At 40.0% G+C, this 23,690-nt stretch carries 23 protein-coding genes and 1 other annotated feature; of the genes, 19 read left to right on the plus strand and 4 right to left on the minus strand.

The window, feature by feature from the left end; genetic code table 11:
• Positions 1 to 59 precede the first annotated feature (59 nt).
• Entirely contained in the window at positions 60 to 557 is a 498-nt protein-coding gene (locus ACFQRG_RS05670; protein WP_380964606.1) for a DUF4030 domain-containing protein, read from the minus strand.
• Positions 558 to 1,009: 452 nt separating this feature from the next.
• Here ACFQRG_RS05670 and spoIIGA point away from each other — a divergent pair, with 452 nt between their 5' ends.
• From spoIIGA to sigG, 3 genes are all read left to right on the plus strand, one after another.
• Positions 1,010 to 1,930 carry a sigma-E processing peptidase SpoIIGA gene (spoIIGA, locus tag ACFQRG_RS05675; protein ID WP_380964608.1) on the plus strand — a complete coding sequence of 307 codons (921 nt, stop codon included), beginning with the start codon at positions 1,010 to 1,012 and terminating at the stop codon, positions 1,928 to 1,930.
• A gap of 23 nt (positions 1,931 to 1,953) precedes the next feature.
• The gene (gene sigE, locus ACFQRG_RS05680; protein WP_380964610.1) at positions 1,954 to 2,673 is read left to right on the plus strand and encodes an RNA polymerase sporulation sigma factor SigE; all 720 of its coding nucleotides are present in this window, start codon (positions 1,954 to 1,956) and stop codon (positions 2,671 to 2,673) included.
• 159 nt (positions 2,674 to 2,832) lie between these two features.
• Positions 2,833 to 3,612 carry an RNA polymerase sporulation sigma factor SigG gene (gene sigG / locus ACFQRG_RS05685; RefSeq protein ID WP_380964612.1) on the plus strand — a complete coding sequence of 260 codons (780 nt, stop codon included), beginning with the start codon at positions 2,833 to 2,835 and terminating at the stop codon, positions 3,610 to 3,612.
• 67 nt (positions 3,613 to 3,679) lie between these two features.
• On the opposite strand, the gene aceA is transcribed toward sigG, so the two are convergent.
• Genes aceA through ACFQRG_RS05700 form a run of 3 tightly spaced genes read right to left on the minus strand, consistent with a single transcriptional unit; the run spans position 3,680 to position 6,756 of the window.
• Positions 3,680 to 4,960, minus strand: coding sequence for an isocitrate lyase (gene aceA / locus ACFQRG_RS05690; RefSeq protein WP_380964614.1), 1,281 nt, complete (start codon positions 4,958 to 4,960; stop codon positions 3,680 to 3,682).
• Positions 4,961 to 4,985: 25 nt separating this feature from the next.
• Entirely contained in the window at positions 4,986 to 6,596 is a 1,611-nt protein-coding gene (gene aceB, locus ACFQRG_RS05695; RefSeq protein WP_380964616.1) for a malate synthase A, read from the minus strand.
• Positions 6,597 to 6,603: 7 nt separating this feature from the next.
• Positions 6,604 to 6,756, minus strand: coding sequence for a hypothetical protein (locus ACFQRG_RS05700; RefSeq protein WP_380964618.1), 153 nt, complete (start codon positions 6,754 to 6,756; stop codon positions 6,604 to 6,606).
• Between the two features lie 224 nt (positions 6,757 to 6,980).
• Between ACFQRG_RS05700 and ACFQRG_RS05705 the strand changes: the two genes are divergently transcribed.
• The 16 genes from ACFQRG_RS05705 (at position 6,981) to carB (ending at position 23,689) form a co-directional block, all read left to right on the plus strand.
• The gene (locus ACFQRG_RS05705) at positions 6,981 to 7,253 is read left to right on the plus strand and encodes a YlmC/YmxH family sporulation protein (RefSeq protein WP_380964620.1); all 273 of its coding nucleotides are present in this window, start codon (positions 6,981 to 6,983) and stop codon (positions 7,251 to 7,253) included.
• A gap of 87 nt (positions 7,254 to 7,340) precedes the next feature.
• On the plus strand, positions 7,341 to 8,174 hold the full coding sequence (pgeF, locus tag ACFQRG_RS05710) for a peptidoglycan editing factor PgeF (protein ID WP_380964622.1): 834 nt from the start codon (positions 7,341 to 7,343) through the stop codon (positions 8,172 to 8,174).
• A 4-nt stretch (positions 8,175 to 8,178) separates the two neighbouring features.
• Complete coding sequence (locus tag ACFQRG_RS05715; RefSeq protein WP_380964624.1) at positions 8,179 to 8,859, plus strand: YggS family pyridoxal phosphate-dependent enzyme; 681 nt, start codon at positions 8,179 to 8,181, stop codon at positions 8,857 to 8,859.
• A 13-nt stretch (positions 8,860 to 8,872) separates the two neighbouring features.
• The gene (locus ACFQRG_RS05720) at positions 8,873 to 9,304 is read left to right on the plus strand and encodes a cell division protein SepF (RefSeq protein WP_380964626.1); all 432 of its coding nucleotides are present in this window, start codon (positions 8,873 to 8,875) and stop codon (positions 9,302 to 9,304) included.
• A 10-nt stretch (positions 9,305 to 9,314) separates the two neighbouring features.
• Positions 9,315 to 9,587: a YggT family protein gene (locus ACFQRG_RS05725; RefSeq protein ID WP_380964627.1), complete on the plus strand. Its 273-nt coding sequence runs from the start codon at positions 9,315 to 9,317 to the stop codon at positions 9,585 to 9,587.
• Positions 9,588 to 9,597: 10 nt separating this feature from the next.
• Complete coding sequence (locus tag ACFQRG_RS05730) at positions 9,598 to 10,371, plus strand: YlmH family RNA-binding protein (RefSeq protein ID WP_380964629.1); 774 nt, start codon at positions 9,598 to 9,600, stop codon at positions 10,369 to 10,371.
• 81 nt (positions 10,372 to 10,452) lie between these two features.
• Positions 10,453 to 10,950, plus strand: a complete 498-nt coding sequence (locus ACFQRG_RS05735; protein ID WP_380964631.1) for a DivIVA domain-containing protein — start codon at positions 10,453 to 10,455, stop codon at positions 10,948 to 10,950.
• Positions 10,951 to 11,028: 78 nt separating this feature from the next.
• Positions 11,029 to 11,254 (plus strand) — a binding site (T-box leader).
• Between the two features lie 84 nt (positions 11,255 to 11,338).
• The gene (gene ileS, locus ACFQRG_RS05740) at positions 11,339 to 14,095 is read left to right on the plus strand and encodes an isoleucine--tRNA ligase (RefSeq protein WP_380964633.1); all 2,757 of its coding nucleotides are present in this window, start codon (positions 11,339 to 11,341) and stop codon (positions 14,093 to 14,095) included.
• A gap of 112 nt (positions 14,096 to 14,207) precedes the next feature.
• A complete protein-coding gene (locus ACFQRG_RS05745; protein WP_380964635.1) occupies positions 14,208 to 14,891 on the plus strand; it encodes a TraR/DksA C4-type zinc finger protein in 684 nt (227 codons plus the stop codon).
• Between the two features lie 106 nt (positions 14,892 to 14,997).
• A complete protein-coding gene (gene lspA, locus ACFQRG_RS05750) occupies positions 14,998 to 15,468 on the plus strand; it encodes a signal peptidase II (protein WP_380964637.1) in 471 nt (156 codons plus the stop codon).
• Positions 15,455 to 16,366: an RluA family pseudouridine synthase gene (locus ACFQRG_RS05755; protein WP_380964639.1), complete on the plus strand. Its 912-nt coding sequence runs from the start codon at positions 15,455 to 15,457 to the stop codon at positions 16,364 to 16,366. Before lspA ends, ACFQRG_RS05755 begins: the two co-directional genes overlap by 14 nt.
• A gap of 174 nt (positions 16,367 to 16,540) precedes the next feature.
• Positions 16,541 to 17,074, plus strand: coding sequence for a bifunctional pyr operon transcriptional regulator/uracil phosphoribosyltransferase PyrR (gene pyrR, locus ACFQRG_RS05760; protein ID WP_380964641.1), 534 nt, complete (start codon positions 16,541 to 16,543; stop codon positions 17,072 to 17,074).
• A 149-nt stretch (positions 17,075 to 17,223) separates the two neighbouring features.
• Positions 17,224 to 18,144, plus strand: a complete 921-nt coding sequence (locus tag ACFQRG_RS05765) for an aspartate carbamoyltransferase catalytic subunit (RefSeq protein WP_380964643.1) — start codon at positions 17,224 to 17,226, stop codon at positions 18,142 to 18,144.
• Positions 18,119 to 19,402 carry a dihydroorotase gene (locus ACFQRG_RS05770; protein ID WP_380964644.1) on the plus strand — a complete coding sequence of 428 codons (1,284 nt, stop codon included), beginning with the start codon at positions 18,119 to 18,121 and terminating at the stop codon, positions 19,400 to 19,402. The genes ACFQRG_RS05765 and ACFQRG_RS05770 overlap by 26 nt, the downstream gene beginning before the upstream one ends.
• Positions 19,399 to 20,487, plus strand: a complete 1,089-nt coding sequence (locus ACFQRG_RS05775; protein ID WP_380964646.1) for a carbamoyl phosphate synthase small subunit — start codon at positions 19,399 to 19,401, stop codon at positions 20,485 to 20,487. The genes ACFQRG_RS05770 and ACFQRG_RS05775 overlap by 4 nt, the downstream gene beginning before the upstream one ends.
• Entirely contained in the window at positions 20,480 to 23,689 is a 3,210-nt protein-coding gene (gene carB / locus ACFQRG_RS05780; protein ID WP_380964648.1) for a carbamoyl-phosphate synthase large subunit, read from the plus strand. The genes ACFQRG_RS05775 and carB overlap by 8 nt, the downstream gene beginning before the upstream one ends.
• Position 23,690 lies beyond the last annotated feature (1 nt).

Here is a 23,690-nt window from a genome sequence, read left to right on the forward strand (position 1 = left end):
GCCGGTTCATTGAACTGGCCGTTTTTTTGTATATAAAATGATGCTGACAATAGTTATGATTAATTTATTTTCTTGCCGTCCTTGCTAAAAACCTTAATGGTATATGAGTTATTTTTAAGCAGTGCTTTCATTTTTTTTGAATTCATAATCTTGCTGACAAATTTTTCAACGTCATGTCCAACATCTTCGGCATGCTTATCCGAACTTTTAATAGACGTTTGCATATTAATCGTAATTAAAAAGGATAACTTTTTATTTAATGTTTTACTTTTAGGGGAACTTTCAACAGATTTCAAATGCGTATTTTTAAAACCCTTGGCATTCTCCAATCCTTTATGAATAGCTTGTACCGTTTTTTCAGTTCTTTTATGTATATCATCCATTTGCTTTTTCGGTACTTCTAAAACCGGTATTTCATCAATGTTATTATTTTGCCCTCTATTCATCTCTTTTGTTGATACTTGTTTACTAGAATGATAATTGAAATATAGAGCAAAAATGATAATGACGGAAGCTAAAACTGATCCTGCAAGAATAATATATTTATTTTTATCCACTGCCAGATACCCCCTAATAGTTTTCATATTTATGTTCGGCTTAATATAAATATTCATAGATTTAAATATTCAAAGGAAACTGAATTTCTTTATCCCGGTGCAACCGTCCGTAAAACTCCCGCCTCAAAACTTGAGTTTAAGCGCTGAAGTTTAGGCGGGGGTTAACGGAGTGCTCCTGCGCGATGAATTTTCGAAGAGGTTAAACAAAGCTCGTCGCAAATTACACAGAGGCAATTCATGTAGTTGCTTCGCTAACACCCCGATTTGTTCAACTAACCATCAGTAGGGGATGAAGAAAACCCCTGCTGATGGAAGTTTCACTTTATTATATTATTTGACAAAATAAAGGTATTTCCTTCAAAATAACAAGTTTGTCTCCGCCAGAAATTGACAGACATTATAAGGATAAGCCGGTATACTAATCTAAAATACGATTATGGCGGGTGGTGGATATGACCATTTACCTGGATGCAGTCTGGCTGTTAAACTTATTTATTGATTTTATGTTATTTAAGATGACATCAATTATTTTAAAACGGCCAGTTCATCCTTTGCGGCTTGGGCTTGGAACATTAGTTGCTTCCAGCATTGTCTGTCTGCTTTTTACGCCGCTTTCTCCTTTTTTCTATAATCCTTTAGGGAAGTTTTTGTTTTCATTAATGATTGTTTTTATTGTTTTTGGTTACAGAAAGTTTTTTTTATTTGTTCAAAGTTTTTTAACCTTTTATTTTTCAGCATTTATGATAGGGGGAGGGTTGTTTGCTGCACATTACTTTTTTGAATCCAGTCAATCATATGCACCCCAAAACTTGTTTAGTACTTTGAGTTATGGCGATCCGATCAGTTGGACTTTCGTTATAATAGGTTTTCCTATTTTGTGGTACTTTTCGAAAAAGAGATTGGATCATCTTGTCATACGAAAATGGCAGTCGTCTGAGCAAGTGAAAACAGAAATTATCCTTTTTGGTAAAACGATAACCGTTACAGGCTTAATTGACAGCGGCAATAAACTATATGATCCATTGACTAGAACACCCGTGATGTTTTTAAGTTATTCAGGTGCACAAGGTGTTCTTCCTAAATGTTTATTTGAAGGGTGGCATCATCAATATGCAGCACTCCATCCAGACATTAACGAAGAGCTGGCAAGCAGGATTTCGATGGTTCCATATCGGACAGTGAGCGGAGGGCAACAGCTGATTACAACGGTAAGGCCTGATAATGTTTATATTTATCATGATGGGAAAACAATTCAAAGTCCCAAAGCGGTTATTGCTTTAACAAGCGATCGTTTATCTAGTGAGGGAGATTTTGACTGTATCCTTCACCCGGATATGATGTTAAAAGGGAAAACAATTGAAAGTGCATCATAATTTAGGCGGGAGGGAGCGACGGTATGCGGCGATTGAAACTGGCCTTTTTGTCCTTTTGGTATAAATTATTACACAAATTAGGTATTAAATCCGATGAAATTTATTATATTGGTGGAAGTGAAGCACTTCCTCCGCCGCTTACAAAAGAAGAAGAAACCGAATTGTTACAGAGGCTTCCTAAAGGTGATGAAGAGGCAAGATCAACCTTAATAGAGCGTAATTTACGCCTCGTTGTCTATATTGCAAGGAAATTTGAAAATACTAAAATTAATATTGAGGACCTTATTAGCATCGGTACGATTGGTTTAATTAAGGCGGTAAATACTTTTAATCCAGAGAAAAAGATTAAACTTGCCACATATGCCTCCCGATGTATTGAAAACGAAATTTTAATGTATTTAAGGAGAAATAATAAAACAAAATCTGAAGTTTCCTTTGATGAACCATTAAATGTTGACTGGGATGGCAACGAGCTTCTCTTATCAGATGTTCTGGGAACGGATGAAGATATTATCACGCGGGATATGGAACGGAAAGTTGAAAGATCGCTGTTGCAAAAAGCAATTCTAATGTTAAACGAACGCGAGAAAGAAATTATGGAATTACGGTTTGGCCTATCCGGAGGAAAAGAAAAAACGCAAAAAGATGTCGCAGACCAGCTTGGGATTTCCCAGTCTTATATATCGCGTCTGGAAAAAAGAATAATTAAGAGGCTTCAAAAGGAATTTAATAAAATGGTCTAAAAAAATCGAAAGCTTGGCATTCGCCGAGCTTTATTTTATCGGCTTTTTCTAGATAAATTGGAAATTTTTTATAATAAAACGTGCTTTGTTTGAGTGCATAAAATTCCCTTCGTAGGAGATACTTTACTTTGTACAATGCTCCGATTAGGAGGGAATCAAATGGCACGAAATAAAGTAGAAATATGCGGTGTTGATACAGCTACATTGCCAGTTCTAAAAAACGAAGAAATGAGAAAGCTATTTGTTAAAATGCAAAACGGCGAACATGAAGCAAGGGAGAAACTTGTTAATGGCAATTTAAGACTCGTATTGAGTGTCATTCAAAGGTTCAACAACAGAGGTGAGTACGTCGACGATTTGTTCCAAGTCGGATGTATCGGACTTATGAAATCTATTGATAATTTCGATTTGAGTCAAAATGTAAAGTTTTCAACCTATGCGGTTCCAATGATTATTGGTGAAATCCGCCGATATTTGAGAGATAATAACCCTATAAGGGTGTCACGGTCTCTCAGAGATATTGCTTATAAAGCATTGCAGGTTAAAGAGAAATTGATATCCAAAAACGCTAAGGAACCAACAGCAGCTGAAATTGCTAAAGAACTTGATCTTCCTATTGAAGATATTGTCTTTGCTTTAGATGCCATTCAGGATCCTGTCTCACTGTTTGAACCGATATATAATGATGGCGGTGATCCAATTTTTGTAATGGATCAAATTAGCGATGACAAAAATAAGGATGTCAATTGGATTGAAGAAATTGCTTTAAAGGAAGCTATGACAAGACTTGATGAGCGAGAAAAAAGCATCTTATCAATGCGGTTTTTTCATGGTAAGACGCAAATGGAGGTTGCTGACGAAATTGGTATATCGCAGGCTCAAGTTTCCAGATTAGAAAAAGCCGCGATAAAAGAAATGAATAAAAATATAAAAAATTAAGCCTTAAGCGATCGCTTAAGGCTTAATTTTTGCTTAAAGAATAAAGGGGCAGTCCGTAAGTTTTTCTTTAGAGGGATGAAAATTGTTCTTCTTCGGTTGAACCTTTAAGAGCTGTTGTTGAAGATTTTCCGCCGGCAATCGTTTGAGCAACCATATCAAAGTAACCTGTACCAACCTCTCTTTGATGTTTTGTTGCAGTATATCCATATTGTTCACTGCTAAATTCAGCTTGTTGCAGGTTAGAGTAAGCTGTCATGCCGGTTTCTTTATATTGGCGTGCAAGTTCAAACATGCTGTGATTAAGCGCATGGAATCCCGCCAATGTAATAAATTGAAATTTGTAACCCATTTTACCAAGCTCTCTCTGGAATAAAGCGATTGTTTCTTTATCCAATTTTTTCTGCCAATTAAATGATGGTGAACAGTTATAAGCCAATAGTTTATCCGGATATTTAGCGTGTATCCCTTCAGCAAATTTCTTTGCTTCTTCAAGATTTGGTTCAGAAGTTTCACACCAAATAAGATCGGCATAAGGAGCATAAGCCAAACCTCTTGAAATTGCTTGATCAAGACCGGCTTTTGAACGATAAAAGCCTTCAACCGTCCGTTCTCCAGTTAAAAATTCATGATCATATGGATCAATATCACTTGTTACTAATCCTGCCGCATTGGCATCCGTTCTTGCGATAATAACAGTCGGAATATTTGATACATCGGCTGCAAGCCGGGCAGAAATAAGGTTTTGCACTGCCTGTTGCGTAGGAAGCAAAACTTTACCGCCAAGATGACCGCATTTTTTCTCAGAAGACAGCTGATCTTCAAAGTGTACACCGGCAGCTCCGGCTTCAATCATTGCCTTCATAAGCTCAAAAACGTTTAAATGACCTCCAAAACCGGCTTCTGCATCAGCGACGATGGGTGCGAACCAATCGGTATCGCTTTTTCCTTCTAAATGATCAATTTGATCAGCGCGCTGAAAGGCTTGATTAATTTTTTTAACAACATTCGGAACGCTGTTTGCCGGATAAAGACTTTGGTCAGGATACATTTGACCAGCTAAATTGGCGTCTGCTGCAACCTGCCAGCCGCTGAGGTAAATGGCTTTAAGTCCGGCCTTGACCTGTTGCACAGCTTGATTTCCTGTTAAAGCGCCTAAAGCGGCAACATAATCTTCGGAATGGATAAGCTGCCATAATTTATCAGCGCCTCTTTTGGCCAATGTGTGCTCAATTTGTACTGAGCCCTGGAGACGGACAACTTCTTCCGCCGTATAAGGACGGGTAATACCTTTCCAACGTTCTGATTTCCAGCTTTCTTCAATTGCTAAAAACTTTTCTTTAAGGTTCATGTTTCATTCCTCCGTATCATTAAAATTAATCGATCCTTTCATAACCAGGAAGAGTTAAAAATTCTTCAAATTCATCGTTGAATACCAATTGCGAAAATAGCCTTGCTGCACTTTCATAATTTCCATTATTAAATTGTTCTTCACCGAAGCTATTTTTCAGATCAACCAGTTCAACAGTTATCATTTGTTCAACAAGATTCCTAGTAATTTTTCGGCCATCTTCTAAAAACCCTTGCGGATGACGAATCCATTGCCATACTTGGGCGCGCGATATCTCCGCTGTGGCAGCATCTTCCATTAAGTTGTATATAGGAACAGCTCCTTTGCCGCCGAGCCATGCTTCAATATATTGAATGGCAACGCTGATGTTCATTCTGAGACCTTCTTCAGTAATTGGACCCTCAGGGATTGCCAACAAATCTTTTGCTGTGATTGTTTTATGTTCTATTTGCCTGTCTATTTGATTAGCCTCAGGCATATGTTCATTAAAGACATCGAGAACAATTGGTACAAGACCCGGGTGTGCAACCCAGCTGCCGTCATGTCCGTTAATTACTTCTCTTGTCTTATCGGCTTTGACTTTGTTCAGTGCCTCTTCATTTGCCTTGGGGTTATTTTTGATCGGAATTTGAGCAGCCATGCCCCCGATAGCATGCGCCTTTCTCTTATGGCACGTCTCAACCACGTATTGTGTATACGCCTTCATAAACGGAACTGTCATTGTGACCAGTGAACGGTCAGGAAGAATAAAGTCTTGATGATTTCGAAACTTTTTCAGGTAGCTGAAAATATAATCCCATCGGCCGCAGTTTAAACCGGCGCTGTGTTCCCTTAATTCATAAAGTATTTCGTCAGCTTCGAAGGCGGCTAAAATCGTTTCAATTAAAACTGTGGCTTTAATAGTACCTTGTTGTAATCCTAATTCCTGTTCGGAAAAGATAAATACATCGTTCCATAGACGTGCTTCTTCACGGCTTTCAATCTTAGGTAAATAAAAGTAAGGACCAGAGTTGTTTTTGAGTAACTGTGCGGCATTATGAAACAGGTATAAGCCAAAATCGAAAAGGCTTGCTGACATTTTTTCTCCGTTAACAAGAACATGCTTTTCCTCAAGGTGCCATCCTCTTGGACGGACGAGTAATGTCGCAATTTTTTCATTAAGCGTGTAGTGTTTTCCGTTCTCATTTGTGTAGGTAAGGTTTCGGTTAACAGCGTCTATTAAATTAATTTGAGACTGGATGATATTTTGCCAAGTCGGTGAAGTAGCATCTTCGAGATCAGCCATAAAAACATAAGCACCTGAATTTAAGGCGTTAATTACCATTTTTCTGTCGCTTGCCGGACCTGTAATTTCCACCCGCCTGTCTTTTAAATCATCGGGAATAGGACTAATTGTCCATTTGTCATGACGTATAGACTTAGTTTCTGGTAAAAAGTCTGGCATTTTTCCGTTATCAATCTCTTTTTGACGAATTTGTCTTTGTTTAAGACAACGAATTCTTTCGGTATTAAATTTAACATGCAATTTTTTTAAAAACGCCATGGCCTCGGGTGTTAAGATCTTTTTTATATCATTCTGAAACTCATTTGTGGCTTCTGCGTCCTGATATTGAATAGAAGTAGTCAAGTTATACATCCTCCTCTTATTCAATGGTTCCGTTTCCGCTGCATGTAGGACAAATAACAACACCGTTATAACATTGACATGATTGGGACTTACCTTGTTTTTTATGTTTTTCACCTTTGCATTTCGTACATTCCAATTCACCGTTACCGTTGCATGTTGGGCAGTTCATATTATAACCTCCTTAATATTTTAACAATACTGTTGTAGTACAGTGTTTGTAATTTCTGATACTATACTATAACAGAGGGCTTGGCCTCGTCAATGATTTTTTTGAAATTTTTTAAAAAATATTTTTTTATATGAAAAGCACCGAAAATTCAAGGAACTAGAATGTAATTGTTCATTTTTAAACTAAGCCGCCATATATTTATATTAGAAAGCGAGGCGGAGATAATGGCGAAAATATCAGATTTTCAAGCAAAAGAGGTTGTCAATGTAGAAAATGGTAAAAGGCTTGGTCATATTGGTGATTTGGATGTTAATTTAACATCAGGTAAAATCGAGAGTTTAATTATTCCCGGTTCAGGGAAAATGATGGGGCTCCTTGGCAGGGACAATGATGTTACCATACCGTGGCGCAACATTGTCCGGATTGGTGCAGATGTCATTTTAGTACGATTTCATGAAGCAGGCTCTGACGAATACCAGCAAAACAAAGATTCATAGATTTATCCTAGATAAATCACCAAATAAGCAATAACATATGGTAAAATGAAAGAAACTTTGTACGAAAGTTATAAGGGAGTGTCACATATGGCGTCAGAACCTTTTTCTGTAGAAACTGAAAAGTCATTACATATGAAAAATGTCATACTTGATCATAATAAAGCTATTATTGCAGGAATAAGTACTCGAAGGGGCGGCGTCAGCAATAAACCTTTTGACAGCTTAAATATGGGATTTCATGTACATGATGATCAAAAAGCGGTATTAGAAAATCGCAGGAGATTAGCAGAGGATTTAGGCGTTTCGCTTGATCACTGGGTGGCCGCGGAGCAAGTTCACGGTACGAATTTAGCTCGGGTTACTTCCAGTGACGGCGGTAAAGGTGCTTATGATTTAGATACAGCGATCAAAGATACTGACGGGTTGTATACAACTGATGATCAAGTCATGCTTACAGCATGCTATGCCGATTGTGTGCCCATTTATTTTTATTCAAAAAATAAGCATGCTGTAGGTCTTCTTCATGCGGGGTGGAGGGGAACCGTTGGCCAAGGCGCAGCAAAAATGGTGAACACTTGGAAAAGTGAACTTGGCATTTTGCCTCATGACATCCACGTGATTATTGGTCCTTCAATCGGCGGGTGCTGTTACGAGGTGGATGAAAATGTTATTCGCCATATTAAAGATATTAACCGGTTGGATATCAAAGAGGTTGCAAAGCAAGTTGACCATAACCATTTTATGTTGGATTTAAAAGAATTAAACAAACGATTATTGGCGGCGTCGGGAGTACCGGAAAGCCAAATTGAAGTCAGCTCTTACTGTACAAGCTGCCGGAATGACCTGTTTTATTCATATCGCGCAGAAAATGGAAAGACAGGAAGGATACTCAGTTATATTGGTATAATTAAGGGTGATTAGCATCATGACAGTATTAGATAATCTAGAAATGATACAAAGCAATATCTTTCAAGCATGCGAAAGGTCGAATCGGCGCACTGAAGACGTAAAAATAATTGGTGTTACGAAATATGTAAGCTGTGAGAGGGCGAGGGAAGCAGTAGATGCCGGGGTGCTGCATTTAGGAGAAAATCGTAAAGAAGGGCTCTTAAAAAAAAGACAAGCCATTAGTGATGATAAAGTGAACTGGCATTTTATCGGCTCGCTTCAGTCCCGGAAGGTCAAGGAAGTCATTGATTATATTGATTTTCTGCATTCCCTTGACCGGTTATCTTTGGCTAAGGAAATTAATAAACGGGCCAAAAAACCTGTCCAATGCTTTGTGCAAGTCAATATTTCCGGTGAAGAATCAAAACACGGTCTGCAGGAAAATGAACTGGAAGATTTTGTTCAACAATTGAAACATTTTGATAAAATTAAAGTTATTGGTTTAATGACTATGGCTCCCCATATTGATAATGAACAGGAAATTCGTCAAATTTTTCGCCGGTTAAAAGAGTGGCAAACTGATATACAAGAAAAAAAATGGGATCATGCCCCATGTACTGAATTATCCATGGGTATGTCTAATGATTATCAAATTGCGATTGAAGAAGGGGCTACTTTTGTACGTATAGGGACGGCTCTGGTTGGAAAAGACGAGTAAAGGGGAATAAAACATGGGTATTAAAACGACTTTTAAGCGTTTTTTTGACCTCGATGATGAATCTGATGAGTTGATTGAAGATCATTATGATGATATAAAAGATGAAAATAGGCCGGCTGAATTGTCACGGCCGCAGCCGGTAAAAAAACAAAATGTCGTATCACTCCAAAGTATTCATCAGCAAACAAAAGTGATCATAGTGGAACCGCGGGCTTTTAACGATGTTGAGAATATTGCTGCTCACATTAAAAACCGCAAAACAGTGGTTCTTAACATGCAGCGAATCCCGGAAAACGAAGCCCGGCGTACGCTCGATTTCCTGGCGGGAACCATTTATGCTTTGGATGGACAGATGCAAAAGCTGGGAACGGATACGTTTATGTGTGCACCGGAACACGTAGATATAACCGGAATTGATACAGAAATGTTGAAAAAGAGAACTTAGAGGTGAAGGAATGATACTTTTTCAGATCATAAGAATTCTATCTGAAATTATTTATATTTATTCTTGGATACTTATCATTTATATTTTAATGTCATGGTTCCCAGGAATAAGAGATTCTTCAATCGGCCGTTTTTTGGCGCGTATTTGTGAACCTTATTTGGCGCCGTTTAGAAAAATCATACCCCCAATTGGCGGTATGATAGATATTTCACCTTGGCTTGCGTTTATTGTATTAAATCTTGCTTCAAGAGGGATTAATTACCTCCCTGCATTATTATATTAGAGGTATTTTTATGTCAATTTATCAGCACTTCAGAGATGATGAAAAGCCGTTCATTGATACGATATTGGATTGGCAAGATTTTGTTATGACAAGATATGCCCCTAAATGTACGGATTTCCTTGATCCGCGTCAGCAAGAAATATTACGGTTGGTTATCGGCAGCCAAGGTGAAGTGAATGCACATTTTTTTGGCGGATTTGAGGCTGCGGAAAGAAAAAGGGCGTTGCTCGTTCCAGAATATTTTCAAGTTCAGCAAGAAAGTTTTGGATTATCACTATTTGAACTGGATTATCCAGCAAAATTTGCTAAAATAACACATAGAGAGCTGCTTGGGTCTTTATTGGGTTTGGGACTTGTTCGCGATAAATTTGGAGATTTATTGTTCAAAGACGATTGCATTCAATTTTTAGCTGCCCAGGAAGTGGCTGATTTTGTTGCAGCTCATTTAACACATGTTGGTAAAGTTGGCGTGTCTTGTAAAGAAAAGCCGCTCTCAGAAATTTTACATATTGAAACCCATTGGGATGAAGCCGCAGGGACTGTATCTTCATTAAGACTTGATACGGTGCTTTCAGAGATCTACAAACTTTCCCGAACTAAAATTGCCGGGCACATTGAGTCAGGCGGAGTAAAAGTTAATTGGAAGACTGTTGAAAAAACTGGGTATGAACTGGCGCCTGGAGATTATTTATCTGTCCGCGGATTTGGAAGAAGCCGTTTATTTGCTGTAGAAGGGGTAACAAAAAAGGGCAAGCAACGGATCCGGTATGGCCGTTTGGTATAAAGTTGTCAATTTGTTGAAGGAAACAATCATTTTATGTCGAAGAATATAAAAACTTACCATTATGACATGGAGGTGGCACGGTTGCCATTAACACCTTTAGATATTCATAACAAGGAATTCACAAGAGGATTTCGCGGTTATGATGAAGATGAAGTCAATGATTTTCTTGATCAAGTCATTAAAGATTATGAGACGATGACACGCGAAAAAAAAGAAATGGAAGAAAAGATTCAGCAATTAGAAGAAAGGCTCAGCCATTTTTCCACTATTGAAAAGACTTTAAATCAATCGATATTAGTTGCCCAGGAAACTGCGGAAGATGTCAGGCATAATGCTGAAAAAGAAGCTAAGCTGATTGTAAAAGAAGCAGAAAAAAATGCCGATCGCATTATTAATGAGGCGCTAGCTAAATCAAGAAAATTAACATTTGATATTGATGAACTTAAGAAAGAGGCCAATGTTTACAGGACCAGGTTCCGCATGCTCATTGAAGCCCAGCTTGAGCTTTTGAAAAACGACGAATGGGATAAAATGTTCTCTCCGATTGAAGAAAATGAAGAAGAAGTGGTCTCAAAATAACAGTGTATCTTGACGAACCACTGCTTAATTTCATATACTATCATCATACTTAAAAATCATATTTAGAAAAACCAAAAATATAAAACGATGACGAGGACAGTATCTGTAAAATCACAACGCAGCGAGTCAGGGTTGGTGAAAGCCTGAATTTTGGTTTTACTTGAGAAAATCACCTCAGAGTTCCATTCTGAAAGCTTATTTGTAATTAAGAAATGGCGTGCATTCACGTTACGAATTTTAAGTCGGCAAAAGTTATATGTCTTTTGTCTATTAGGGTGGTACCGCGGGTCTTCTCGTCCCTTTATGGGGCGGGGAGACTTTTTTTGTACTCAAAAATTTCGTAACAAATTAATTAACAATAAAAGTATATGACAGGAGGACGAAGCGCATGAATTATAAAGATACATTACTCATGCCAAAAACTGACTTTCCGATGCGCGGGAATTTACCTAATAAAGAACCGCAAATGCAAGAGGAGTGGGAAGCGGATCACTTATATGAAAAAGTATTAGAAAAAAATCAGGGCAAGCCGTTATTTGTTTTACATGACGGTCCGCCGTATGCCAATGGCGATATCCATATTGGCCATGCAGAAAACAAAGTTCTAAAAGATATCATTAATCGATTTAAATCAATGAGCGGATTTAATGCACCATATGTGCCCGGCTGGGATACTCACGGCCTTCCAATTGAACATGCGTTAACGAAAAAAGGTGTAGACCGTAAAAAAATGAGTGTCGCTGAATTCCGCAAGCTTTGTGCCGAATATGCCTTGGAGCAGGTTGAGCACCAAAAGAAACAGTTCAAACGGTTAGGCGTCCGCGGTGATTGGGATAACCCGTATATTACATTAAAGAAAGAATATGAAGCCGAACAAATTAAAGTTTTCGGTGAGATGGCTAAAAAAGGCTATATTTATAAAGATAAAAAGACCGTTTATTGGTCGCCGTCTTCTGAATCCGCATTAGCCGAAGCCGAAATTGAATATCAAGATAAGCGTTCGCCGTCAATCTATGTCGCATTCAAAGTAAAAGACGGGAAAGACGTTTTGGCTGGAGATGAAGAATTTGTTATTTGGACAACGACTCCGTGGACAATTCCGGCTAATTTAGGTATCGCAGTAAATCCTGAATTTGACTACAGCGTCGTTAAAGTTAATGATCGTAAATTTATCGTTGCCTCAGAGCTTGTAGAATCACTAAAATCAACTTTAGATTGGGAAAACTGTGAAACAGTTCAAAAAATTAAAGGACGGGAATTAGAAAACCTTGTCGCAAGTCATCCTTTCTATGATCGTGATTCGTTAATTATGCTGGGCGACCACGTTACTCTTGATGCAGGTACAGGCTGTGTTCATACAGCTCCCGGACATGGTGAAGACGACTACTTTATTGGTAAAAAATATGGATTAGATATCCTTTGTCCTGTTGATGAAAAAGGTGTCTTCACTGCTGAAGCGCCCGGATTTGAAGGACTGTTTTATGATAAAGCCAACAAATCAGTAACGGATAAGCTTAATGAAGTTGGCGCTTTAATCAAGCTTGACTTCTTCACACACTCGTATCCGCATGACTGGCGGACAAAAAAGCCGATTATTTTTAGAGCAACCGAACAATGGTTTGCTTCAATAAAAGATTTTCGCGATGAATTGCTTGAAGCGATTAAAAACGTAAACTGGATCCCTTCATGGGGTGAAACCAGACTGTTTAATATGGTCCGTGACCGCGAGGATTGGTGTATTTCCAGACAGCGCGCATGGGGCGTGCCGATTCCGGTATTTTACGGTGAAGACGGAGAAGCGATTATTACTGATGAAACGATTCAACATGTATCAGACCTTTTCCGTGAACATGGTTCAAATATTTGGTTCGAACGGGAGGCAAAAGATTTATTGCCGGAAGGGTTTACTTCACCGCATAGTCCAAATGGTAAATTCAGAAAAGAAATTGATATTATGGATGTTTGGTTTGATTCCGGGTCTTCGCATCAGGCCGTTCTTGAAGCGAGAGAGGGTCTGCGCCGTCCCGCTGATTTATATCTTGAAGGGTCTGACCAATACCGCGGCTGGTTCAACTCATCCTTATCAACTGCTGTTGCCGTAACGGGAGAAGCCCCATATAAGGCTGTGTTAAGCCACGGCTTTACACTTGACGGTGAAGGACGGAAAATGAGTAAGTCAATCGGCAATGTGATTGATCCGATTAAAGTTATGAAACAGCTTGGCGCCGATATTATCCGCCTCTGGGTTTCATCTGTTGATTATCAGGCTGATGTCCGGGTCTCTCAGGATATTTTAAAACAAGTGGCAGAAGTTTATCGTAAAATTAGAAACACTTTACGTTTTACCCTTGGCAATTTGAACGATTTTAAACCGGAAAATACCGTTAATGTTCAAGATATGCCGGAACTGGATCGTTATATGATGATTAAGCTCAATCATTTAATTGAAAAAGTTATGAATGCATATAATGATTATCAGTTCCTGACAGTATATAATGCCATCCATAACTACTGTACAGTAGACTTAAGTGCATTTTATATGGATATTGCCAAAGACGTGCTTTATACTGAACCGGAAAACAGCCTTAAGCGCCGTTCTATCCAAACAGTTCTTTATAAAACGCTTGTCGCACTTACTAAGATGCTGTCGCCGATTATTCCGCATACCGCAGAAGAAGTATGGAATTTTATCCCTGGCGTGACAGAAGCATATGTTCAGCTGACAGATATGCCGGAAACTGAACAAGTTGAAAACGAAGAAGAAATTGTGAAAAAATGGGATAAGCTGATAGATGTCAGAGACGATGTCCTTAAAGCGCTCGAAGTGTCAAGAAATGCGAAAGTTATCGGTAAATCTCTTGAAGCAGCTGTCTTATTATATCCGGCAGAAGAGAACCTATCCTTACTAAAGGAACAAGAAGATTTGGATAAATTGTTTATTGTTTCCCAAGTTGAAATCAAAGGCTCAATCAATGAAGCGCCAGAAGAAGCTGAAAAATATGATGAAGTATCCATTGTCATTAAAGAAGCAGAAGGTGAAAAGTGTGAACGCTGCTGGGTTGTTTCAACGACCGTAGGCGAAGACAAAGATCACCCGCAGTTGTGCGACTCCTGTGCGGAAACAATAAAAAAATATTATGAGTAAGACAAAATTGCCAGGCAAAAGCCTGGCAATTTTTTTGCCAAAAGTTAATTCGTCTAATACATGTGCTTCTAAACCAAACTATAAATGTCCGGTAAAAATGGGGGTGAAGATCTTGCGCTTATACGAGGACATAAAAAAACAGCTTATCCAAAGAAAACAAGAGCTTGAAAAAGAATTAAATATAAATAATGAATTTGGCCTGGAAGAACCTTACGCGTCCAGCGAAGCATCCGGTGAACTTTCACAATATGATAACCATCCCGCTGACTCAGGATCAGCACTTTATGAACGCGAGAAAGACTTAACCTTAAGAAACTTCTCAAGAGAGGAATTACAAGATATTAACGCCGCTCTTGAACGAATGGAAAAAGGCACTTACGGCATTGATGAAAAGACCGGAGAAGCGATTCCTTATGCGCGGCTGGAGGCTCTTCCAACGGCCAGAACAAATGTATTAACATCGCCTAACCAGGACAAAGCGCACGGCCGGCCGATTGAAGAAGAAGTCATTGCGCAGATGGAAGAAGAATGGGCAACAAATAGTGATGAGACAGAATATAATGAGCAGAATGCTTATGATATTGTCTCTTCATTTAATGAATCAAGCATGACTTACGATGATTCATCGAACATGGATAACGAAGACGGCATGGGCTATGTTGAGCTTGTTGAAGCCATTGGCGCAACAGGTATAGATGGGTATCAAGGAGATGATCAAGTTCAATTTCTCCGTAATATTCAGTATGACAAATGGATGAATCAAGAAAATGTTGCTGAAGATGATAATGAAGAATAGGATGGATTTAGATCACAGCCTGCGTCCGGCTGTGATCTCGTTTTCTTTATTTAGGGCATTATGCTAAAATGCAAAGGTACAGATAATAAAAACGGAGGAGAAGCGGTTGATTTATTATGGACTTGCTATAATTGTTTTAATTATTGATCAGCTGTCAAAATGGCTGATTGTGAAAAATATGTTTGTTGGCGAAAGCTTTCAAATCATTCCGCATGTTTTATATTTAACTTCTGTTAGAAATACGGGCGCTGCATGGAGTATTTTACAAGGAAAAATGTTTTTCTTCTTCATCGTAACCATTGTAGTGCTTATTGTTGTCATTTACTATATGCAAAAGATCGGCAGGTTTCGTCCATTATTAGGAATAGCTCTGGCTCTTATTATCGGCGGAACGCTAGGTAATTTTTTAGACAGGTTATTTAGGGGAGAAGTCGTCGATTTTATTCATGTTTATATTTTTACATACAACTTTCCAACTTTTAATGTTGCTGATTCAATGCTTTGCATTGGTGTTATTTTAGTATTTATTTTTATGTTTTTAGAAGAAAAAAAGGAGAAACAGCATGGAAAAAAGTGAAATACTGATCACAGATGACTGCGGCGTACGTCTTGATAAATGGGTACATATACAGTTTCCTGAACTTTCGAGAACACGCATTCAGGAAATGATTAAAGATCAATTCATTACAGTAAATAATAAAGCTGTCAAAGCTAATTATAAGACAAACTCCGGTGATCGGATTCAGGTTGAAATCAGCGACCCGGAACCCTTAAATGTAGAAGCGGAAAATATACCGTTAGATATCATTTATGAGGATCAAGATGTATTAGTTGTTAATAAGCCAAGGGGCATGGTTGTTCATCCGGCACCGGGTCATTATACCGGTACTTTAGTGAACGGCTTGCTTTATCATTGCAATGATTTGTCCGGTATTAATGGTGTATTGCGTCCTGGAATTGTCCATAGGATTGACAAAGATACTTCCGGATTGCTCGTTGTTGCCAAAAATGATAAGAGCCATCAATCGCTTGCTGAACAATTAAAGGCAAAAACAACTCACCGCATCTATCTTGCTATTGTCCATGGTGTTCTCCCTCATAATGAAGGGACGATTGATGCACCCATCGGACGTGATGAGAAAGATCGCAAAAAAATGGCTGTAACAAGTAAAAACAGTAAAGAGGCTGTCACACACTTTTATGTTGAAGAGCGCTTTAATAAATATACTTTCGTTAAATGCCGGTTAGAAACGGGAAGAACCCATCAAATTCGTGTTCATATGGCATACATTGGCCATCCCGTCGCCGGCGATCCGAAATATGGTCCAAGAAAGACGCTTTCAATTAACGGTCAAGCTCTTCATGCGGCTGAACTTGGCTTTAACCATCCATCGACAGGGGAAAGAATGACTTTTACAGCACCACTGCCTGCTGATATGGAAATTGAATTAAAAAAGTGCCGAAAAGCTTATTGACAACCTCGTCAACTTTTGAAATAATAATTGAAGAAAAGAGAACACTAACTACAAACCTTTAAATACAGTCCAGAGAGGCTGAGAAGGAGTGCGTTGTTATCGAAAGCGGACGTATACCCTCTTGCCTTATGGCAAGAGGGTTTTTAACTTTAAAAACGAAAGCGGGCGAAACCTATGAGCGGAAAAATCATTTTAGATGAAAAAGCGATCGACAGGGCTCTGACACGGTTATCGCATGAAATAATCGAACGGAATAAGGGTGTTGACCAAGTCGTGCTTGCCGGTGTAAAGACCAGGGGCATTTATTTGGCCAAAAGGCTCGCGGGAAAAATTGAACAAATTGAAGGTGAAACTGTTCAATTAGGTGAAATTGATATTACTTTGTACCGTGACGATCTCTCTGAAAAAACGAAATCGAAAGAACCCGAATTAAAAGGCACAGATATCCCTGTTAACGTTGAAAAACAAACTGTAATCATTGTTGATGATGTCCTTTATACAGGGAGAACAGCCCGTGCGGCGATGGATGCGGTTATGGATTTAGGGCGTCCGGCACGTATACAGCTTGCTGTTCTTATTGACCGCGGACATCGTGAATTGCCGATTCGTCCTGATTTTATTGGGAAAAATGTTCCGACTTCAACTAAAGAAATTATTTCTGTTAAGCTGAAGGAAGTCGACGAGAGCGACTCTGTCAGCATCGAATAAAACGATATTACCCTTTTAAAAGGCAGTCCAGTGAGGCTGATAAAGGGCTTAGTTAGGTATGGCTGCAGCTGTACCTGAAAAACCTCTTTGTCAGCAACTGGCAAAGAGGTTTTTTTATATAAAAATGTGCAAATTTGAGGAGGGTCAAAATGCCGCACCTTTTAACCTTATCTGATTTATCAATTGAAACGATTAATGACATTTTAAATAAGGCGCAGGAAATTCAAATGCAAAATCTTTATCGTGAACCGCAGCCTGTCATTACTGCCAATTTATTTTTTGAAGCAAGCACAAGGACACGATTTAGTTTTGAAGCGGCTGAAAAACGGCTCGGTTACCATGTATTGAACTTTAGTGCGGAAAACTCAAGTACTCAAAAAGGCGAAAGTTTGTATGACACGCTTAGAACACTGGAGGAAGTCGGTGTCCAAGCAGCGGTTATCCGTCATAAGCAAGATAAATATTATGAAGATCTTAGAGATCGATTGTCATTGTCGATCATTAACGGCGGAGATGGATGCGGAGATCATCCGACTCAAGCTCTATTGGATTTAATGACGATCAAACAAGAGTTTTCTAGATTTGACGGTCTGACAATAGCTATCATCGGTGACTTGCGTCACAGCCGTGTCGCCCGTTCGGATGCTGAAGTGTTAACAAGGCTTGGCGCGAGAGTCCTTTTATCCGGTCCTAAGGCTTGGATGAATGAAACGTTGCCTGGTGAATATGTTGACATCGATGAAGCGGTGAAAACCGCAGATGTTGTCATGATGCTGCGCATTCAACATGAAAGACATAACCAAGGCATGAACCTTTCCAAAGAAGATTATCACAAACAGTACGGATTAACACTTGAACGTGAGAGATTAATGAAACCGGGAAGCATTATCATGCATCCCGCGCCTGTTAACCGCGGTGTAGAAATCGCTGATGAACTTGTAGAAGCAAAGCGGTCAAGGATATTTAAGCAAATCAACAACGGTGTCGCTGTCAGAATGTCTGTATTGGAATGGGCGGTAAACAAAAACGAGGAGGCGGAGCAATATGAGTATGTTGCTTTCAAACGGTAAAGTTTTTTTAAACGGTCAACTGGAAAAGAAAGATGTGTTAATAGAAGGCGATAAAATCACTGCGATCGGGAATGGAATGGATTCCGGCAATCATCAAGTCATTGACGTCACTGACCAAATTGTCGCCCCCGGTTTTGTTGATCTTCACATCCATTTAAGAGAGCCGGGCGGCGAACATAAAGAAACGATCAAAACAGGTACGATGGCTGCAGCTAAGGGCGGCTTCACAACAGTTGCTGCAATGCCGAACACAAATCCCGTCCCTGATTGTCCGGAAACTGTCAGTCAGCTTATGGACAAAATTCAGCAGGATGCTAAAGTCCGTGTGCTGCCTTACGGGTCAATTACTAAAGGGTTAAAAGGTGAAACATTGACAGATCTTGAACCGCTTAAGGATGCTGGCGCATTTGCCTTTACTGACGACGGTGTCGGTGTTCAGTCAGCGGCAATGATGTATGAAGCAATGAAAAATGCTGCACGCCTCAACGTTCCGATTGTCGCTCATTGTGAAGAAAATACATTAATATACAACGGATGTGTCCATGATGGCGCTTTTGCCAGAAAAAATGGATTAAAAGGGATTCCAAATATTTGCGAAGCGGTGCAAATCGCAAGGGACGTTCTCTTGGCTGAAGCGGCAGGCGCTCATTACCACGTATGTCACGTCAGCACGAAAGAATCCGTAAGGACAATCCGCGACGCAAAAAAAGCTGGCATTCATGTGACAGCTGAAGTGACACCCCATCATTTGCTTTTAACAGAAGATGATATACCAGGACTTGATACTAACTTTAAAATGAATCCGCCGCTAAGATCAAAAGAGGACCAACAAGCATTAATCGAAGGTTTACTGGACGGAACAATAGACTTTATCGCTACTGACCATGCTCCTCATACGGATTTTGAAAAAGGACAGTCCATAGATCGGGCGCCGTTTGGCATTGTCGGACTGGAAACAGCCTTTCCGCTTCTTTATACGCATCTTGTCCAAAAAGGTGTATTAACTTTAGAGGCTTTGCTTGAACGAATGACACATAAGCCGGCTCGTGCCTTTGGACTGCCATACGGCGCGATCAAAACTGGCAGTGTTGCAGATATTGTCGTACTTGACCTGGATTATACAGCAGATATAGATCCGGATGAATTCCTTTCAAAAGGCAAAAATACACCGTTTGCTGATTGGAAATGTCAAGGCTGGCCTGTACTCACTATAGCATCAGGAGAAATCGTCTGGGATAAAGGGAGGACTTTTGCATGAAACGTCAATTAATATTAGAAAACGGGGAAGTATTTATTGGAAATGCGATAGGCGCAAATTGTGCGCGTAATGGTGAGGTTGTTTTTAACACCGGTATGACAGGCTATCAGGAAATTTTATCTGACCCTTCTTACTGCGGGCAAATTGTCACACTGACTTACCCATTGATCGGAAACTACGGTATTAACCGTGATGACTTTGAATCGATTAACCCTGCAATAGCCGGTTTAATCGTCAAACAATCCGCCGATGTTCCTTCTCATTGGCGCAGTGAAATGTCCCTTAATCAATTGCTTTTAAATAAAAATATACCAGGATTAGAAGGTATTGATACACGGCGCTTAACGAAAGTCATCCGCGTCCACGGCACCTTAAAAGGGCGGATTTGCGATATGAATATCGATGTCAATGAAGTCATTAAAGAGCTTAATGAAACTGTGCTTCCGACCGATCAAGTTTCTAAGGTATCCACTAAGGCCTCTTATGCAAGCCCGGGTCAAGGACCGCGTGTTGTTCTTGTTGACTTTGGTGCAAAAAAAGGCATTTTAAGAGATTGTATTAAGAAGCAGTTTGATGTTGTTGTTGTCCCTCATCACACAACCGCCGAAGAAATACTAAGATTACAACCGGATGGTGTGCTGTTAAGCAACGGTCCCGGAAATCCAAAGGATGTCCCGCATGCGGTGGAAATGGTCAGAGGATTATTAGGTCACGTGCCGATTTTCGGTATTTGTCTCGGTCACCAGCTGCTCGCTCTAGCTTGCGGAGGAGATACCGAGAAAATGCGTTTTGGTCACCGCGGCTCAAACCATCCAGTTAAAGACTTAACAACTGGAAAGTTTATGATGACATCTCAAAATCATGGGTTTACTGTTCGACCGGAATCACTTGAAAATACTGACTTAAAGGTTACGCACATAGCTGTCAACGATGGGACAGTAGAAGGGCTGCGCCATGATAAATATTTAGCATTCAGCGTCCAGTTCCATCCTGAAGCCTCACCAGGTCCAGAAGACAGTGCCATCTTGTTTGATCAATTTGTTTCAGACATCAAGACTAAGAAAGCGGGGATACAATATGCCTAAACGACACGATATCCGAAAAATTTTAGTGATTGGTTCAGGACCAATTGTCATTGGTCAAGCAGCTGAATTTGATTATTCTGGTACGCAAGCTTGTCAAGCATTAAAAGAAGAAGGTTATGAAGTTGTTTTAATCAACTCCAACCCGGCAACAATTATGACTGATGCCGAGATGGCGGATCGGGTTTATATTGAACCGTTAACACTTGAATTTGTCAGCAAGATTATCCGTAAAGAACGTCCGGATGGCATTTTAGCAACACTCGGCGGTCAAACAGGCCTAAATTTAGCGGCACAACTGAGCCAATCAGGCATTTTAGCTGAATTCGGCATTGAACTATTAGGTACGAATTTAGAGTCGATTGAAAAAGCTGAAGACCGCGATCGGTTTAGAGCGTTAATGTATGAGCTTGGCGAGCCTGTCCCTGATAGTGAAATTGTAACAACTTTACAGGAAGCAAAAGACTTTGCTGAAAAAATCGGTTTTCCTCTGATTATTCGCCCGGCTTACACGCTTGGCGGAACGGGCGGCGGCATTGCCGGGAACGAAGAAGAATTGAATGAGATTGCTGCTAATGGCTTAAAGCAAAGCCCTGTTCATCAAGTGTTGATTGAAAAAAGTATCGCAGGTTATAAAGAGATTGAATTTGAAGTCATGCGTGACGGAAATGACGGAGCGATTGCTGTCTGTCATATGGAAAACTTTGATCCTGTCGGCATTCATACAGGCGATTCCATCGTAACCGCGCCTTGTCAAACACTCAGCGACCGTGATGTACAAAGGCTGCGAAGCGTTTCCTTAAAAATAGTCAGAGCGTTAAAAATCGAAGGCGGATGTAACGTACAGTTGGCCCTTGACCCAAACAGCGACCAATATTATATTATCGAGGTTAATCCAAGGGTCAGCCGCTCTTCGGCACTTGCTTCGAAAGCAACCGGCTACCCAATCGCAAAAGTAGCGGCAAAAATAGCTGTTGGTTATCACTTGGACGAAATCAAGAATGCTGTTACCGGAACGACTTACGCAAGCTTTGAACCGGCACTGGATTATGTAGTTACGAAAATTCCGCGCTGGCCATTTGATAAATTTGATTCAGCCAACCGCCAGTTGGGAACGCAAATGAAGGCAACAGGGGAAGTGCTGGCTCTCGGCCGGACTTTTGAAGAATCTATATTAAAGGCTGTTCGCTCACTGGAAACAGGCGTTATGCATTTATCTGCAGAAGATGCAGAAGACAAAAATAATGAGGCATTGATTCAAGCCATTCAAAAAGCTGATGACAGGCGCCTATTTTATCTTGCTGAACTCATGCGCAGGGGATACAGTGTCGAACAGCTTTGGGCATGGACAAAGATTGACCGGTTCTTCCTAATGAAATTAGAAAACATTATTAAAATCGAACGCAAACTTGCTGATAATATTGGGGACATGACGGTTCTATTTGAGGCCAAACAATTTGGTTTCGCTGATCAAACAATTGCCGGCTTATGGAACATGTCCGAACAGGAAATCTATGAAACTAGAAAAAACAACCAGATCATGCCTGTTTATAAAATGGTTGATACTTGCGCGGCTGAATTTGAATCAGAAACCCCTTATTATTACAGCACTTATGAAGAAGAAAATGAATCGATTAAGACAGATAAAGAAAGTGTATTAGTACTTGGTTCGGGACCTATTCGCATCGGTCAAGGCATTGAGTTTGATTATGCGACGGTTCATACAGTTTGGGCCATTAAAGAACAAGGCTATGAAGCTATCATTATCAACAACAATCCTGAAACAGTTTCAACTGACTTTAGCGTATCAGACAAACTATATGTTGAACCATTAACGATTGAAGATGTTATGCATGTTGTTGATCTTGAACAACCGGCAGGCGTGATTGTCCAATTCGGCGGTCAGACAGCTATCAACCTGGCATCAGAATTAAGCGCCCGCGGGGTGAAGATTTTAGGAACGTCCCTGGAATCAATGGATCAAGCGGAAAACAGGGATAAGTTTGAACGTTTGCTTCAGGATTTGAATATCGCACAGCCTGAAGGCAGAACAGCTTTTTCAACAACTGAAGCCTTGAGAATTGCCGAAAACATTGGTTATCCGGTGTTGGTTCGCCCATCTTATGTCTTAGGCGGACGGGCCATGGAGATTGTTTACCGGAAGGAAGAGCTTGAACATTATATGACTAGCGCGGTTAAAGTTAATCCGCTTCATCCCGTTTTAATTGACCGCTATTTGACGGGCGTTGAAATCGAAGTTGACGGCATTTGCGACGGCGAAAATGTCTATATCCCCGGAATTATGGAGCATATCGAAAGAGCCGGCGTCCACTCGGGTGACTCCATCGCTGTGTATCCGCCGCAAAGTTTAACACAAGAATTAAAACAAAAGATCATTGACACGACAATAAAACTGGCTCGCGGCTTGAAAATTGTAGGTCTGTTAAATATCCAATTTGTTATCCATGAAAATGAAGTCTATGTGATTGAAGTCAATCCAAGGTCAAGCCGGACGGTACCGTTTTTAAGTAAAATCACCGGCGTGCCAATGGCTAACTTGGCAACAAAAGCTATTCTCGGCAATGATCTTCCATCATTGGGATATGACACAGGATATCATCCGGAACAGGAAGAAGTGTTTGTCAAAGTGCCGGTCTTCTCGTTTGCCAAGCTAAGAAGCGTTGATATTACTTTAGGACCTGAAATGAAATCGACCGGCGAGGTTATGGGCAAAGATTTAACATTAGAAAAGGCCTTATACAAAGGACTTCTTGCCAGCGGTATCACAATTCCAACCCATGGATCAGTGTTATTCACAGTAGCAGATAAAGACAAACAAGAAGCAATACCTATGGTTAAGAGATTCGCGGATATCGGTTATAATATATTGGCGACGGAAGGAACTGCCAAAGTAATTCAATCACATGGCATCCCTGTAACAGCCGTCAATAAAATCGGTCATGAAAGTCCTAATTTGCTTGAAATCATTAAACAAGGTGAAGCGCAGTTTGTCATTAACACACTGACGAAAGGAAAGCAGCCGGCAAGAGACGGATTCAGAATTAGAAGGGAATCTGTTGAAAATGGCGTTGTATGTCTAACCTCCTTAGATACAGCTGTTGCTTTGCTAAGAGTTCTTGAGTCCTTATCCTTTTCAACAAACAGCATGCCAAAGTTTGAGACAAAAAAGAGAGTGACTGTCTAAT

Source organism: Scopulibacillus cellulosilyticus (assembly GCF_042665295.1).
In the GTDB taxonomy this organism is placed as follows: domain Bacteria; phylum Bacillota; class Bacilli; order Bacillales; family Sporolactobacillaceae; genus Scopulibacillus_A; species Scopulibacillus_A cellulosilyticus.